This window comes from Caldinitratiruptor microaerophilus (assembly GCF_025999835.1).
GTDB lineage: Bacteria > Bacillota > Sulfobacillia > Symbiobacteriales > ZC4RG38 > Caldinitratiruptor > Caldinitratiruptor microaerophilus.
In genome coordinates, this window is record NZ_AP025628.1 from 2,403,368 (window position 1) to 2,417,544 (window position 14,177).

The 14,177-nt window shown below is 74.2% G+C and carries 14 protein-coding genes and 1 other annotated feature; all 14 genes read right to left on the reverse strand.

The window, feature by feature from the left end:
• Positions 1 to 8: 8 nt before the first annotated feature.
• Positions 9 to 1,349, reverse strand: a complete 1,341-nt coding sequence (gene hisZ / locus caldi_RS11665) for an ATP phosphoribosyltransferase regulatory subunit (RefSeq protein ID WP_264841931.1) — start codon at positions 1,347 to 1,349, stop codon at positions 9 to 11.
• Between the two features lie 52 nt (positions 1,350 to 1,401).
• Positions 1,402 to 1,666: a binding site (T-box leader), on the reverse strand.
• 84 nt (positions 1,667 to 1,750) lie between these two features.
• Positions 1,751 to 2,509 (reverse strand): sigma-70 family RNA polymerase sigma factor, encoded by a 759-nt coding sequence (locus caldi_RS11670; protein ID WP_264841932.1) that lies wholly within the window; start codon positions 2,507 to 2,509, stop codon positions 1,751 to 1,753.
• A 186-nt stretch (positions 2,510 to 2,695) separates the two neighbouring features.
• Entirely contained in the window at positions 2,696 to 3,376 is a 681-nt protein-coding gene (locus caldi_RS11675) for a PspA/IM30 family protein (RefSeq protein WP_264841933.1), read from the reverse strand.
• Positions 3,377 to 3,503: 127 nt separating this feature from the next.
• Positions 3,504 to 3,905, reverse strand: a complete 402-nt coding sequence (locus caldi_RS11680; RefSeq protein WP_264841934.1) for a hypothetical protein — start codon at positions 3,903 to 3,905, stop codon at positions 3,504 to 3,506.
• 90 nt (positions 3,906 to 3,995) lie between these two features.
• Positions 3,996 to 5,264, reverse strand: a complete 1,269-nt coding sequence (gene purD / locus caldi_RS11685; protein WP_264841935.1) for a phosphoribosylamine--glycine ligase — start codon at positions 5,262 to 5,264, stop codon at positions 3,996 to 3,998.
• Positions 5,265 to 5,293: 29 nt separating this feature from the next.
• Positions 5,294 to 6,877, reverse strand: coding sequence for a bifunctional phosphoribosylaminoimidazolecarboxamide formyltransferase/IMP cyclohydrolase (gene purH, locus caldi_RS11690; protein WP_264841936.1), 1,584 nt, complete (start codon positions 6,875 to 6,877; stop codon positions 5,294 to 5,296).
• A gap of 86 nt (positions 6,878 to 6,963) precedes the next feature.
• Complete coding sequence (locus tag caldi_RS11695; RefSeq protein ID WP_264841937.1) at positions 6,964 to 7,413, reverse strand: NUDIX domain-containing protein; 450 nt, start codon at positions 7,411 to 7,413, stop codon at positions 6,964 to 6,966.
• Positions 7,414 to 7,429: 16 nt separating this feature from the next.
• On the reverse strand, positions 7,430 to 7,672 hold the full coding sequence (locus tag caldi_RS11700; RefSeq protein ID WP_264841938.1) for a hypothetical protein: 243 nt from the start codon (positions 7,670 to 7,672) through the stop codon (positions 7,430 to 7,432).
• 30 nt (positions 7,673 to 7,702) lie between these two features.
• Positions 7,703 to 8,335 (reverse strand): phosphoribosylglycinamide formyltransferase, encoded by a 633-nt coding sequence (gene purN / locus caldi_RS11705; protein ID WP_264844793.1) that lies wholly within the window; start codon positions 8,333 to 8,335, stop codon positions 7,703 to 7,705.
• A 68-nt stretch (positions 8,336 to 8,403) separates the two neighbouring features.
• Positions 8,404 to 9,456, reverse strand: a complete 1,053-nt coding sequence (gene purM / locus caldi_RS11710) for a phosphoribosylformylglycinamidine cyclo-ligase (RefSeq protein WP_264841939.1) — start codon at positions 9,454 to 9,456, stop codon at positions 8,404 to 8,406.
• Complete coding sequence (gene purF, locus caldi_RS11715; protein WP_264841940.1) at positions 9,446 to 10,924, reverse strand: amidophosphoribosyltransferase; 1,479 nt, start codon at positions 10,922 to 10,924, stop codon at positions 9,446 to 9,448. The genes purM and purF overlap by 11 nt, the downstream gene beginning before the upstream one ends.
• Entirely contained in the window at positions 10,909 to 13,155 is a 2,247-nt protein-coding gene (gene purL / locus caldi_RS11720; RefSeq protein WP_264841941.1) for a phosphoribosylformylglycinamidine synthase subunit PurL, read from the reverse strand. Before purL ends, purF begins: the two co-directional genes overlap by 16 nt.
• Positions 13,148 to 13,864: a phosphoribosylformylglycinamidine synthase subunit PurQ gene (purQ, locus tag caldi_RS11725; protein WP_264841942.1), complete on the reverse strand. Its 717-nt coding sequence runs from the start codon at positions 13,862 to 13,864 to the stop codon at positions 13,148 to 13,150. Before purQ ends, purL begins: the two co-directional genes overlap by 8 nt.
• Positions 13,861 to 14,172 carry a phosphoribosylformylglycinamidine synthase subunit PurS gene (purS, locus tag caldi_RS11730; RefSeq protein WP_264841943.1) on the reverse strand — a complete coding sequence of 104 codons (312 nt, stop codon included), beginning with the start codon at positions 14,170 to 14,172 and terminating at the stop codon, positions 13,861 to 13,863. The genes purQ and purS overlap by 4 nt, the downstream gene beginning before the upstream one ends.
• Between the last annotated feature and the right edge of the window lie 5 nt (positions 14,173 to 14,177).

A 14,177-nucleotide genomic window follows, 5' to 3' on the forward strand; every position in this document is an offset into this window, starting at 1 on the left:
GACCGGTGTCAGTGGATCGGCGTGACGCCGCCGCCCGGCCGCGGCGCCCCGCGCCGGTCCCGGTCCCCCGGTGCGGCACCGGGGCGGCCCGGGCGCGACGGTCCCGCCGCAGCCGACCCCCCCGGACCGGACGCCGGGCCGGCGGCACCCGCGGCTTCGACGCGCACGACCTCCGCGACCCCGCGCGCCCGGACGTAGGCCTCGAGCGCCTCGCCTTCCAGCCCGTCGAGCTCCACTTCCACGACCCGGCCCGCGGCCCGCAGCTCCCTCGCCCGGGCGTGGGCGAGCGCCTCGGCCCCCGGCGCCGGCACCAGCAGGATCGGGGCCTCATCCTCCGGCTCCGGCCCGCCCTGCCGCTCCAGGGCCTGCAGCACCCGGTCGAGGTCGAGGGCGAAGCCCGTCGCCGGGGTCCCGGCGCCGTCGCCGGCGAAGGCGGCCAGCAGCCGGTCGTAGCGGCCGCCGCCGAGGACGGGCGCGCCCACGCCGGGTGCGTAGGCTTCGAAGACGATTCCCGTGTAGTAGCCGAAGTGCCGGGCCAGCCCGAGGTCCAGGCAGACCTGCGCCTCCACCCCGTAGCCGGCGAGGAGCCGGAGCGTCCCGTCGATCTCCTCCAGGGCCGCCCGGACGGGATCCCCGGGCTCGCCGCCGAACCGGCCCAGCGCCTCCCGGGCGCTGCCCGTGAACGACGCCATGTCGACCAAGAGGTCGGCCCCCGCCGGGGCGGCTTCCCGGGCCAGCCGCTCGAAGGCGACCAGGTCACGGGCCGCCAGCGCCTCCTTCAGGTCGGCCGCGGCCGACCCGGGGACGCCGGCCCGGGCCAGGAGCCCCTCCACGACGGCCACGTGCCCGACGCCGACCTTGTATCCCTGCAGGCCGGCGCGGGCCAGCGCGTCGCAGGCCAGGGCGATGATCTCGGCGTCCGCGCGCATCCCGCGCGCCCCGATGAGCTCCACGCCCGCCTGCCACACCTCGTGGAGTTCCCCGTAACGGTGACCCCGACGGCGGAACACCGGCCCCCGGTAGCTGTAGCGCAGGGGCAGGGGCTCGACCGCGGCCCGGCTGGCGGCGAGCCGCGCGATGGGGGCCGTCATGTCGGGGCGCAGCACCAGCGTCCGGCCGCGGCGGTCGAACAGCTGGTAGTAGTCCTCCCGGCGGGCTCGCGCCTCCTGGCCGGCCAGCGCCGTCTCGAGAAACTCGAAGGCCGGGGTCATCACCTCCCGGTAGCCCCAGAGCCGGAAGACCTCCAGGAGGCGGTCCTCCAGGCGCCGGAGCCGGGCGGTCTCCCGCGGCAGGCGGTCCTTGACTCCGTCCGGCACCGGGAAGCCCCCGGTGAGCGTTTCCGGCAGCACGGCCGCAGCCTCCTTCCGAATGGCTCCCAACGTAAGAAGGCACCTCGCCCCGGTGTGGGACGAGATGCCTTTTCTCGCGGTACCACCCACATTGGTGCGCACCCGGAAGCACGCACCCACTCGGCAGGGCACGGGCCACAGGGCCGATGCCCTCCCCCTCCGCTAACGGCGGGGGTCTCCGTCCGCACCTACTCGGCACGCTGCCTTTCGAACGGCGGCTCCAGGGTGTGTTCGCCGGACCCGTCCCGCCGCCTCGCACCGGCCGGCGGCTCTCTGGAGGGCGTGGCCCGGTTACTCTTCCCCTTCATGGCCTTTGCGAACCCGATTCAGTTGGCCCCATTTTAGAACGGACAGCCCCGGCCGTCAAGCGGCCGGGGCGACGTTGCGACCCGGGCCCAGGTTCAGCCCGTGCGGTGGGCGATCTCCGCCCGGCTCAGCGCCCCCAGGGGCAACTCCTGCACGACGTGGTTCCAGCGGCTGTCCGCGGCCATCGCCGTCGCCCGCGTCCAGGCCTTGCGGCGGGCACGCTGCACCGCGTTGTCCACCGCCTTCGTGCGGCGCCCCAGGGCCCGGGCGGCCGCCTTGTAGCTCCAGCCCTCGCCCAGGACGAGCCAGGCGGCCTGCCACTCGAGGTCGGTCAGGCGGCCCCGCAGGTCGCCCAGAAAGGTGTGCACGGCGGCGCGGGTCTCCTCCTCAAGCAGGCTGTTCTCCGGGTCGCCCGCGTCCGGGTCGGCCACCCGGCCGAGGCGCGGCTTCCCGGCCCCGGCCGGGAGCGTGGCCTCGGCGTCGAGCGAGGCCGTGAGGGCGTCGGTCAGGAGCCGGTGCTTGCGCCGGCCGTGGTCCCGCAGGCTGGCGGCCACCTGGCGGCGCACGCAGAAGAAGGCGAACGACAGGAAGCGGCGGCGTTCGGGCTTCCAGGTCGAGACCGCCCGGATGAGCCCCAGGCGGGCCTCCTGCATCAGGTCCTCCCGGTCACCCCCGGCCATGAGCCAGTAGCCGCGGGTCGCGAGCTTGACCACACCCTCGAGGCGGGTCACCAGTTCGGCCAGGGCGTCCGAATCCCCGGCTCGCGCCCTCAGGGCGAGTTCTTCCACCAGCCGGACAGACTCGCTCGCAGGGGCCTCGGCAGCCGGGCGTGGCGGATCCAGTGTAGCCTGCACGGTGCGTCACCTCCGGCGGTCCGGCGCCGGGGGCCTGTCCAGCCCCGCAGGGACGGTCTCCGCCCCTTCATTGCAGCACGGGCTGTCCTGGGCCGGTATCCGCCGAAGTCGTCATTTTGTGCCGTTGCAAGCGTAGCCCTTAAGGTCTAGCGGAGCCGGCGCCAGAGGCCGCCGGGGGCAGGCCGGTCAGGAGCCGCCGCTCTTCTTCTGCGCCACCCTCTCCTTCAGCGCGGCCAGGTCCTCCTCCAGCTCGTCGTCCTCGCCGAGCCGCGCCAGGCGCTCCTCCAGGGAGTCGCGCTGGACCTGGGCCGCCGCCTGGGCCTGGGCCTCGAGGGACTCGATCTTCTCCTCCATCTTCTCGAACGTCTCGAACGCGCTCTGCGCCCGGGTGAGGCCGGCCAGCTGTTCGTGCACCTTCTTCGCGGCCTCCGCACGCTTCTTCCGGGCGATGAGGAGGTCCTTCCGTGCCTTGGCGTCCGCCACCCGGCTCTCGAGCGTCTCCAGGTTCTCCCGCAGCTGGGCGCAGACCCTGCGCTGCTCCTCCCACTGCGCCTTGGCCGCCTCGGCGTTCTGCTCCGCCGTCTTGCGCCGGCGGAGGGCCTCCCGGGCCAGGTCCTCCTCGCCCTTCTCCACGGCCAGCTCGGCCTTCTCGAGCCACTCCTGCGCCTTCTTGAGGTTCTCCTCGTAGGCGGCCTTGAGTTTCGTCTCCTCGGCGATGGCCGCAGCCAGGGCGATCTTGCCCTCGCGCACGGACTCCTCCATGTCGAGGATCATCTGCTTGAGGACCTTCTCCGGGTCCTCCGCCCGGTCGAGCAGGTCGTTGAGGTTGGCCCGGATGAGGGTCGATATCCGCTGCAGGATGCCCACGGCTTTCCCCACTCCCCTTCGCAGTCTCCGCCCCATAAGAGCGGTGCGGGGAGGCCAAAGGTTCGCGCCGGCGCGCGAAGGCGCCCCCGACCCAGGGAATCGGGAGCGCCGGGTACCCAGCACGGCCTCACGAGCGGCGTGGTGCCTGATCCTCGTTGCCGGGCAGCGGCGTCACGGGTGGGCCACCGGCGCCGGTGGCGGTACCCGCTGCCAGGTGCCCCGGGTCCGGAGCCGGGGCGGCGCTGCCCTCCGGGCGGGCGTCCGCAGCACGGGCCTCGCGGCCGGCCGGCCCGGCACCGCCGGTCACCCGGGCGTCCGTCCGCCCGGTGCCGCCCAGGCGGGGGAAGAACTCCGGGATGAAGCTGGTGTGCCGATCTCCCTTGCCGTTCGGACCGGCGTCCCCGACCCCCGCGGCGTCCCGGCGCCCCTCGCCGCCGGGCGACCGCCTCACCACCGGCGTGCGCGAGTAGGCGTACCACAGCGCCAGGGCCGCGGCGACGATGATGACGAGCCACCAGAAGAAGGTCACGCGGGCAGCCCCCTCGTGGGTGAGTCCAGCCTCAGGTTGCCCACGGAGAGGGCGAATGATGCGGACGGGGCGGCGGGGCCGGCAGGGCGCTCAGCTCAGCGAGCGCCAGCCGATGTCCCGGCGGAAGTGCGCCCCCTCGAAGCGGATGGCGGCCACGCCGGCGTACGCGCGGTCCACGGCGGTCCGCAGGTCGGGGCCTTGCCCGACCACCCCCAGCACCCGCCCGCCGGCAGTCACGAGGCGGCCGTCCTGCCGGGCGGTCCCGGCGTGGAACACCAGGGTGCCCAGGCGCTCCGCCTCGTCGAGCCCCTCGATCGGCTTCCCCTTCTCGTACGGGCCGGGGTAGCCCGCAGACGCCATGACCACGCAGGCCGCCGCGCCGGGCCGCCAGCGCAGGCGGGCGCCCGCCAGGCCGCCGGGCTCGGTGGCGGCCAGGGCCACCTCTGCCAGGTCCATGTCGAGCATGGGGAGCGCGACCTGCGCCTCCGGGTCCCCGAAGCGGGCGTTGAACTCCAGCACCCGGGGCCCGGTGGCGGTGAGCATGAGCCCGACGAAGAGGCATCCCCGGAAGGGCTGGCCCTCCTCCCGCAGGGCGGCCAGCGTGGGAGCGATGACGCGCTCGGCGACCTCCCGGGCGACCTCGGCGGTGTAGGACCGCACGGGCGTGTACGTGCCCATGCCGCCGGTGTTGGGGCCGCTGTCGCCGTCCCCCACCCGCTTGTGGTCCTGGATGGCCGGCAGGGCGAGGAAGTTCTCGCCGTCGGTCAGGGCCAGCACGGAACACTCCTCGCCCTCGAGTCGCTCCTCCACCACCACCCGGCTCCCCGCCTCGCCGAAGGCGCGCTCGACCATGGCCCGGTGCAGGGCCGCCTCGGCCTCTTCCACCGACGTGCACACGGTCACGCCCTTGCCCAGCGCCAGCCCGTCGGCCTTGACGACCACGTCCCCACCCCGTTCCCGGACGTAGGCCCGGGCCGCCTCGAAGTCATCGAACACGGCAGCCGCGGCCGTGGGCACCCCGGCGCGGGCCATCACCGCCTTGGCGTAGCTCTTCGATGCCTCGAGGCGGGCGGCGCCCGCCGTCGGACCGAAGGCGCGGATGCCGGCCGCCTGCAGCCGGTCCACGAGCCCGAGGGCGAGCGGGTCGTCGGGGCCGACGACCACGAGGTCCACCCCGAGGTCCCGGGCCAGGCGCACCTGCCCCTCGAGGTCGGTGGCGGCGATCGGGTGGCACGTGGCCAGGGCGGCGATCCCGGCGTTGCCCGGCGCGGCGTGCACCTCCCGCACCCGAGGGCTCTGCCGCAGCTTCCACGCCAGGGCGTGCTCCCGGCCGCCCCCGCCGACGACGAGCACCTTCATGTCCCTTCACCCCCTCCGGGCTGCGCGGATCAGTGCCGGAAGTGCCGCACCCCCGTGAACACCATGGCCACCCCGAGGGCGTTCGCCCGGTCGATCGACTCCTGGTCCCGGATGGAGCCTCCCGGCTGCACGATGGCGGCGATGCCCGCCTCGGCCGCGGCCTCGACCACGTCCGGGAAGGGGAAGAAGGCGTCGGACGCCAGCACGGCCCCCCGGGCTGCCTGGCCGGCGCGGGAGAGGGCGAAGCGGGCGGCGTCGATCCGGTTCGTCTGGCCGGCGCCGACCCCGAGCGTGCGGCCCCCGCCGGCCACCACGATGGCGTTGGACTTCACGTGCTTGACCACTTTCCACGCGAAGAGAAGGTCCTCGAGGAGCCCTTCCGGGACGGCGTGGGTCGTGACCGTGCGCCAGGTGGCCGGATCGTCCCCGGCGGTATCCCACTCCTGCACCAGCACGCCGCCGCCCACGCGGCGGAGGTCGAAGCCGGGGAGACCCGGCCCGCCCAGCGGACCGGTGGCCAGGAGCCGCAGGTCCTTCTTGCGGGTGAGGATCGCCAGCGCCTCGTCGGTGAAGCCGGGGGCGATGACGATCTCGAGGAAGATCTTGCGGAGCTCGGCGGCCGTCTCGGCGTCGCAGTCCCGGTTCAGGGCCACGATGCCCCCGAAGATGGACACCGGATCGGCGTCGTGGGCCCGTTGGTAGGCCTCGGCAATGCGCTGCGCCACGGCCACCCCGCACGGGTTGGTGTGCTTCACGGCCACCGCCGCGGGCCGGTCGAACTCCTTCACGAGCTCCAGGGCGGCATGGGCATCTTGGATGTTGTTGTAGGACAGCTCCTTGCCGTGCAGCTGCACGGCCCCGGCGATGCCCGCGCCCGCCGGCTCCCCCTCCATCCGGTAGAAGGCGGCCTTCTGGTGGGGGTTCTCCCCGTAGCGCAGGTCCTGCGCCTTGTGCAGGACGACCGTGATCGTGGCGGGCAGCCCCGGCGCCTCACCCCCGGCCGCCGGCCGCGCGGCCGCCGGCGCGAGGGCCTCTGCGGGTCCCTCCAGCCACCGGCTGATGGCCGCGTCGTAGGCGGCGGTGTGGGCGAACGCCTCCCGCATGAGGGCGAAGCGGGTCGCCGGTGACAGATCGCCGGTCCGGCGCAGCTCGTCGAGCACCTGCGGGTAGCGCTCCGGGGAGACCACCACACCCACGTCCTGCCAGTTCTTGGCGGCCGCCCGGATCATCGTCGGGCCGCCGATGTCGATCTGCTCCACGGCCTCCTCGAAGGTCACCCCGGGGCGGGCGACCGTCTCCCGGAACGGGTAGAGGTTCACGACCACGAGGTCGATGGGGCGGATCCCGTGCTGCTCGAGCTGGGCCATGTGCTCGGGATTGCGGCGGACGGCCAGGATCCCCGCGTGGATCTGGGGCTGCAGGGTCTTCACCCGGCCCCCCAGGATCTCCGGGAACCCGGCGACCTCGGCCACCTCCCGCACAGGCACCCCCGCGCCGGCCAGGGTCCGGTGGGTACCGCCGGTGGAGAGGATCTCCCAGCCGAGGTCCGCCAGACCCCGGGCGAACTCCACGACGCCGGTCTTGTCGTAGACGCTGATGAGTGCTCGCTTCATGCCTTCCGGCCTCCCTCGCCGCGCCGGCGGCGGGGCCGGCCGTTCCTCCCTTCTGCGCGTCGGATGCGGACGACGCGGCAAGTCTCCTACTGCGGGGGCTTCAGGCCGGCATCCCGGTTCAGCCGGTACCGGCGGCCGTCGCCGCCGAGGTACTGCAGGAGCGTGTCCCGGTAGACCGGCCAGGTCATGTAGCGCGGGATCTCGTCCACCGGGACCCAGCGGGCGTCCACGGTGAACTCGTCCGCCTCCGGCGCCCGGAGGGCACCGCCCTCCACCTGGGCGGGAAACACGAGGTACAGGAACTGGTAGTTCAGCTCCCGGTTGAAGGTCTCGAGGACGTAGGCCAGGTCACCGGGCCGCACCTGGAGCCCGGTCTCCTCCCGAACCTCCCGGACCACGGCGTCGACCGCCGCCTCGCCCGGCTCGATCCGGCCGCCGGGGAGGGACCAGAAGGTGCCGATCGCCCACCGGTTCTGGACCAGGACCACGCGGTCCCCGTCCCGGATCACGGCGGCCGCCATGAGAAACCGCTCCACCTCGCGCTCGACCTCCTCAGGGCCGGAGGGCCAGCAGCACCAGCACGGTCCCCGCCGCCACGTGTAGCCACGCCACCCGCCGCTGTCCCACCAGCTCCAGGCGCCAGCCCGCCGTCAGCTGGCTCGCTCCGAGGACCAGGAGCACGCCTCGCAGCCACGGGCGCGGGTCCTGCGCCCGGGAAGCCGCCAGCAGGAGGGCCAGGCCCACCGCCGCCAGGGCGAACGTGAGGCCACGGAGCACCGCCGGGCTCGGGCGCATGGGATCGACCTCCTCCCGAGAGCGCCGGGTTCAGTCCGGCCGGGACGAACGGTCGCGGGGCGGCGGGAGGATCCGCACCCGCCGGCCCTCCAGCACAAGCCGCCCCTCCGCGTAAAGCTGCACGGCCGCCGGGTAGAGACGGTGCTCGGCCACGAGGATCCGGGCGGCCAGGGTCTCCTCCGTGTCGTCCTCGAGCACCGGCACGGCAGCCTGGAGCACGATCGGCCCCATGTCCGTTCCGGCGTCGACGAAGTGCACGGTGCACCCGGCGACCTTCGCCCCGTGGTCGAGGGCCTGGCGCTGCGCATGGAGGCCGGGGAAGGCGGGCAGGAGGGCGGGGTGGATGTTGAGGATGCGGCCCGGGTACGCGGCGAGCAGGGGTCCGCGCAGGAGCCGCATGTACCCGGCCAGGAGGACCAGCTCGACCCCCCGGACCATGAGTGCCGAGGCCACCGCGCCCTCCTGGGCCGTCCGGTCGGGATAGGCGCGGCGGTCGGCCACCACCGTCTCGACGCCGTAGCGCCGGGCCTTCCCGAGGGCCGGAGCCTCCGGGTTGTCACTCACCACCACCGCGACGTGCGCGCTGAGGCAGCCGGCCGCCACCGCGCGCAGGAGCGCCTCCATGTTGCTCCCGCGGCCGGACACCAGGATGCCGGCGGTCACGGGCCGTGCCGCCCGGGCCCGCTCCCGCGTGAGCGGCTCGAGGGCGGCCGGGGGGAAGACGATGTCGTTCACCGCCGGATCACCACCCCGGGGCGGTCGGTCACGGTGCCGATGCGCCAGGCGGCGAGCCCGAGCTCTGCCAGCGCCGCCACCGCCGCCTCGGCGTCCTCGGGCGGGACGATGATCGCCATGCCGATCCCGAGGTTGAAGGTCCGCTCCATCTCCTCGGGGGCGACGCGCCCCAGGCGCTGGATGAGCCCGAACACCGGCGGCTCCGGCCAGGTCCCCCGGCGAAGCTCGACCCCGAGCCCGGCCGGGAGCACGCGGGGCAGGTTCTTGGCGAAGCTGCCGCCGGTGATGTGCGCCGCGGCGGCCAGGCGCACCCGCCCCCGCAGGGCCAGGAGCGCCGGCGCGTAGATGCGGGTCGGAACGAGGAGCTCCTCGGCGACGGTCCGGCCGCCCAGCTCGGGCGGGCGGTCGTCCAGGTCGAAGGCGCCGCCCCAGGGGCGCAGGAGGACCCGGCGGGCGAGGCTGTACCCGTTGGAGTGGAGCCCGCTGGACGCCAGCCCGACCACGGCGTGCCCCGGACGGACGTCGCGCCCGTCCAGGAGGCGGTCCCGGTTCACCACCCCGACGCAGAAGCCGGCCAGATCGTATTCCCCAGGCGCATAGAAGTCGGGCATCTCCGCCGTCTCCCCGCCCACGAGCGCGCACCCGGCCTGGCGGCACCCCTCGGCCACTCCGCGGACGAGCGCGTCGAGGGTCGCCTCGTCGAGGCTCCCCATGGCCACGTAGTCGAGGAAGAACAGCGGCTCGGCGCCCTGGACGGCCACGTCGTCCACGTTCATGGCCACGAGGTCGATCCCCACCGTGTCGTGCCGGCCCGCCGCCTGGGCCACCTTGAGCTTGGTGCCGACCCCGTCGGCGGAGGACACCAGCACCGGCTCGGGGTAGCGCGACACGTCGAGGGCGAACAGCCCGCCGAACCCCCCGATGTCCCCGAGCACGCCGGGCCGGTGCGTCCGCCGGGTGTGCGCCGACAGCCGGGCGATGGCACCGGCCTTGCGGGCCACGTCCACCCCGGCGGCGCGGTAGGTGAGTCCGCCCTCGTCAGGGCGCATGCCGCCTCGCCTCCAGCGCGAACTTCCCGGCCTTCTCGTCGACCGGCACGGGGTACTCGCCGGTGAAGCAGGCCATGCAGAAGCCGCTCCCGGGGTAGCCGGCCGTGCCGACCGCCCGCGCGAGCCCTTCCACCGAGAGGTAGTGCAGGCTGTCCGCCCCCACGGCCTCCCGGATGGCCTCCACGTCCCGGCCCCGGGCCACGAGGTCCCGGATGTCGGCGGTGTCGATCCCGTAGTGGCAGCCGAACCGGTACGGAGGGGAGGCGATCCGCAGGTGCACCTCCCGGGCCCCGGCCTCCCGGAGGAGGGAGATCAGGTGCCGGATGGTGGTGCCCCGCACGATCGAGTCGTCCACCAGCACCACCCGCTTGCCCTCCAGGATCAGGCGCAGCGGGTTGTGCTTGATCTTCACCCCCTGGGCCCGCAGGCCCTGCTGGGGCTGGATGAACGTGCGGCCGATGTACCGGTTCTTGATCAGGCCCATCTCGTACGGGATGCCGCTCGCCTCGGCGAACCCGGTGGCGGCGGAGATCGAGGAGTCCGGCACGCCGATCACCAGGTCGGCCTCGACCGGCGCCTCCCGCCACAGCTCCCGGCCCATCTCCTTGCGGGCCGCGTGGACGTTGCGGCCCTGGAGGTTCGAGTCGGGCCGGGCGAAGTACACGTACTCGAACACGCAGATCCGGCTGGGGCTGGCAGCCGGAAGGGCCTGGCGCGAGCGGAGGTGCCCGTCCCGGATCATCACCAGCTCGCCCGGGGCCACGTCCCGCACGAACTCGGCGCCCACCGTGTCGAAGGCGCAGGTCTCGGAGGCCACCAGCCAGGCGTCCCCGAGCCGCCCCAGGCTCAGCGGGCGGATGCCGTGCGGGTCGCGCACCGCCAGGAGCCGGTCCTCGGTGAGCAGCACCAGGGCGTAGCCACCGGTGAGCTCCTGCAGGGCCACCACCAGCGCCTCCTCGATCCCGCCGCCCCCCCGGTGGCGGGCGATCAGGTGGGCGAGCACCTCCGTGTCGCTGGTGGTGCTGAAGATCGCCCCCTCGTCCTCCAGCCGGGCCCGGACGGCCCTGGCGGTGACGAAGTTGCCGTTGTGCGCGACCGCCAGGCTGCCGCGGCGGGTCTCGACGACGATGGGCTGCGCGTTGGCCAGCGTCGACGAGCCGGTCGTCGAGTAGCGCACGTGGCCGACGGCGTGCGGGCCCTGCAGGCGGGCCAGGTCCTCGTCCCGGAACACGTCGGTGACGAGGCCCATGCCCCGGTGGCTCAGGAGCCGGTCGCCGGTCGAGACCGCGATGCCCGCCGACTCCTCCCCGCGGTGCTGGAGGGCATACAGGCCGTAGTACGTGAGGCGGGCGGCCTCCGGGTGCCCGTAGACCCCGAAGACGCCGCACTCGTCGCGGGGGCCCTTGCCGGGCACGGGCCGGAACGCCCCCACGGCGAGCCGGAGGTCGGGGGCTATGCGCCCACCCAACGGGGAAGTCCCTCCTTCCATTCGCGCTGCAGGTCGGCCACGGGCAGGTCCACTACCTCGGCCCGGCGGTACACCCCGGGGTAGTGACCGGGGGCCAGGACCGCTACCCGGAAGCGGCCGTCTCCGGTCACGTCGCCGAGGAGCCGGTACGGCACCTTCTGCGCCATGAACAGGGCGGTCAGCCGGACCACGTCGTCCCGGCGGCAGGTGACGATCACCCGGGACTGGTCCTCCCCGAAGAGAGCCGCGTCGACCCGGCTGTCCTCCACGAACAGGCTCACCTGCGCGCCGAGCCCCGGCGCCCGGGCCGCCACCGCCATCTCGGCCAGGGCGACCGCCAGACCGCCCTCCGCCACGTCGTGCGCGGCGGTGGCGAGCCCCTGCCGCACGGCCTCCCGGACGGCGGCCTGCACGCGCCGCTCGAGGTCGAGGTCCAGGGGCGGGGCGTCCCCGGCGACAAGGCCGTGGACGACCTTGAGGTACTCGGTCCCGCCGAGGTGGCGGGCCACCGGAGGCCCGACCAGCACGATCACGTCGCCCACCGCCGCGAGCCCCATCCCGGCGTGGCGGCCGACGTCCGGGTGCACGCCCACCATGCCGATCGTGGGGGTGGGGTAGATCGCCTCGCCGTCGCGCTCGTTGTACAGGGACACGTTCCCGCCGGTGACCGGCGTGCCCAGAGCCCGGCAGGCCTCGGCGATGCCCTCGATGGCCTCGTCCAGCTGCCAGTAGATCTCCGGCTTCTCGGGGTTGCCGAAGTTGAGGTTGTTCGTGATCGCCACCGGCTCGGCGCCGGTCACGGACACGTTGCGGGCGGCCTCGGCGACCGCGATCGCCGCGCCCCGCCGCGGGTTCAGGTAGCAGTAGCGGCCGTTCCCGTCGATCTTGAGGGCCACGCCCCTGTCCGTGCCCGGGAGCCGCAGGAGCGCGGCGTCGCCTCCCGGCCCCACGACGGTGCCGAGGAGCACCATGTGGTCGTACTGGCGGTAGATCCACTCCCGGCTGCACAGGTTGGGCGAGGCCAGGAGCTGGAGCAGCACCCGTCCGTAGTCCTCGGGCTCCGGCAGCGTGCGGAGGTCGTAGCCGCGCAGCGCAGCCAGGTAGGCCGGCTCCCGCTTCTCCGGCGTGTAGGTCGGCGCGCCGCCGGCCAGGGAGGCCACGGGAACCTCGGCGACGACCGCTTCGCCGTCGCGGACGCGGAAGAGGCCGTCGCCCGTGACGTGGCCGATCACGGCGGCCTCGAGCCCCCACTTCGCGAAGATGCGGCGCGCCTCGTCCTCCCGGCCCCGCTCGAGACAGACCACCATCCGCTCCTGCGACTCGGAGATCATGACCTCCCAGGGCAGCATGCCCGCCTCGCGGCGGGGCACCCGCCGCACGTCGATCTCCATGCCCACCCCGCCCCGGTGGGCCATCTCGGCGCAGGCGGAGGTGAGCCCCGCGGCGCCGCAGTCCTGGATGCCCACCACGGAGCCCGTCTCGTAGAGCTCGAGGCACGCTTCCAGGAGGAGCTTCTCGAGGAAAGGGTCCCCCACCTGGACGGAAGGCCGCCGCTCCTCGCTCGCCTCGCCGAGCTCCTCGGAGGCGAAGGAGGCGCCGCCGATGCCGTCCCGGCCCGTGCGCGCCCCCACGACGAGCACCGGGTTGCCCTCGCCGCGCGCGACGCCCCGCCGGATCCCGCCCTCCGCGACCAGCCCGGCGCACATCGCGTTGACGATGCAGTTACCGCCGTACGCCTCCTCGAAGTAGACCTCCCCGCCCACCGTGGGTACGCCCATGCAGTTGCCGTAGTGGCCGATGCCGGCCACGACGCCGCCCAGCAGGTAGCGCTGGCGGGGGTCGCCGGGCGGGCCGAACCGGAGCGAGTCGAGCAGGGCGATGGGGCGGGCGCCCATGGTGAAGATGTCCCGCAGGATGCCCCCCACGCCCGTGGCCGCCCCCTGCAGCGGCTCGATGTACGACGGGTGGTTGTGGGACTCGACCTTGAAGGCGAGGTGGAGCCCGTCGCCCAGGTCGACGACGCCGGCGTTCTCGCCCGGGCCCTGGATCACCCGCGGGCCTTCGGTGGGCAGCTTCTTCAGGAGGGGGCGAGAGTGCTTGTAGGCGCAGTGCTCCGACCAGAGCACGCCGTACATGCGGATCTCGGTCTCGTTGGGCTCCCGTCCGATCTGCTCGCAGATGAGCCGGTACTCGCTCTCCCTGAGCCCCACCTGCCGCCAGAGCTCAGACACGGACGGCCCTCCCCTCGGACAGGTAGCGGATCACGGAGAGGAAGACGAGCCGGCCGTCCTCGGAACCGAGCACGGCCTCCGCCGCCCGCTCCGGGTGCGGCATGATCCCCAGCACGTTCCCCTGCTCGTTCGTGATGCCGGCGATGTTCGCCACGGAGCCGTTCGGATTCGACTCCGGGGTGATCTCCCCGTCTGGCGTCGCGTAGCGGAACAGGACCTGCCCCCGCGCCTCGAGGCGCGCCAGCGTCTCCGGGTCCACGTAGTAGTTCCCCTCGCCGTGGCTGACCGGGATCCGGAGAACCTGCCCCGGCGCGCAGGCGGCCGTGAAGGGGGTGTCCGCGCGCTCGACCCGCACGTGGGTCCACCCGCACACGAAGCGCAGGGACCGGTTGCGCTGGAAGGCGCCGGGGAGCAGGCCCGCCTCGCAGAGGATCTGGAACCCGTTGCAGATGCCGAGCACCAGGCCGCCCCGCGCCGCGTGCTCCGCCACGCGCTCCATGACCGGCGCGAAGCGGGCGATCGCCCCCGTCCGCAGGTAGTCCCCGTAGGAGAAACCTCCGGGGAGGATCAGGCAGTCGTACGGATCCGGAGCCCGGTCCTGGTGCCATACATAGGCAGCGTCCTGGCCCAGCACGCGGGTGAGGACGTGGTAGGTGTCCATCTCGCAGTTGGTGCCCGGGAACACGACAATGCCGAAGCGCGCCTTCACGGCCCCCCGGCCTCCCCTGGCCCGGCCGGCCGGCCCGGGACCGGCGCGCGGGCGGCGGGAGCGGGGGCGACCTGCACCGTGAACGTCTCGAGGACGGGGTTGGCGAGCAGCCGCTCCCCCACCTCCCGGACCCGCTCCCGGGCCGCCTCCTCCGACGGCGCCTCCAGCCAGAGCTCGATCAGCTTGCCGACGCGGACCTCCTCGAAGCCCTCGTAGCCGAGCGCCGCCAGGGCGGACCGGACGGTCGCGCCCTGCGGGTCGAGCACGCCATGCTTCAGCGTCACCCGCACCTCGGCCTTGTACCGCACCCCTC

Excerpts from the sequence above, each read along its gene's own strand:
- purD (WP_264841935.1), bottom strand. The coding sequence starts at position 5,264 with ATGAAGGTGCTCGTCGTCGGCGGGGGCGGCCGGGAGCACGCCCTGGCG.
- purH (WP_264841936.1), bottom strand. The coding sequence starts at position 6,877 with ATGAAGCGAGCACTCATCAGCGTCTACGACAAGACCGGCGTCGTGGAG.
- caldi_RS11700 (WP_264841938.1), bottom strand. The coding sequence starts at position 7,672 with ATGCGCCCGAGCCCGGCGGTGCTCCGTGGCCTCACGTTCGCCCTGGCG.
- purM (WP_264841939.1), bottom strand. The coding sequence starts at position 9,456 with ATGCGCCCTGACGAGGGCGGACTCACCTACCGCGCCGCCGGGGTGGAC.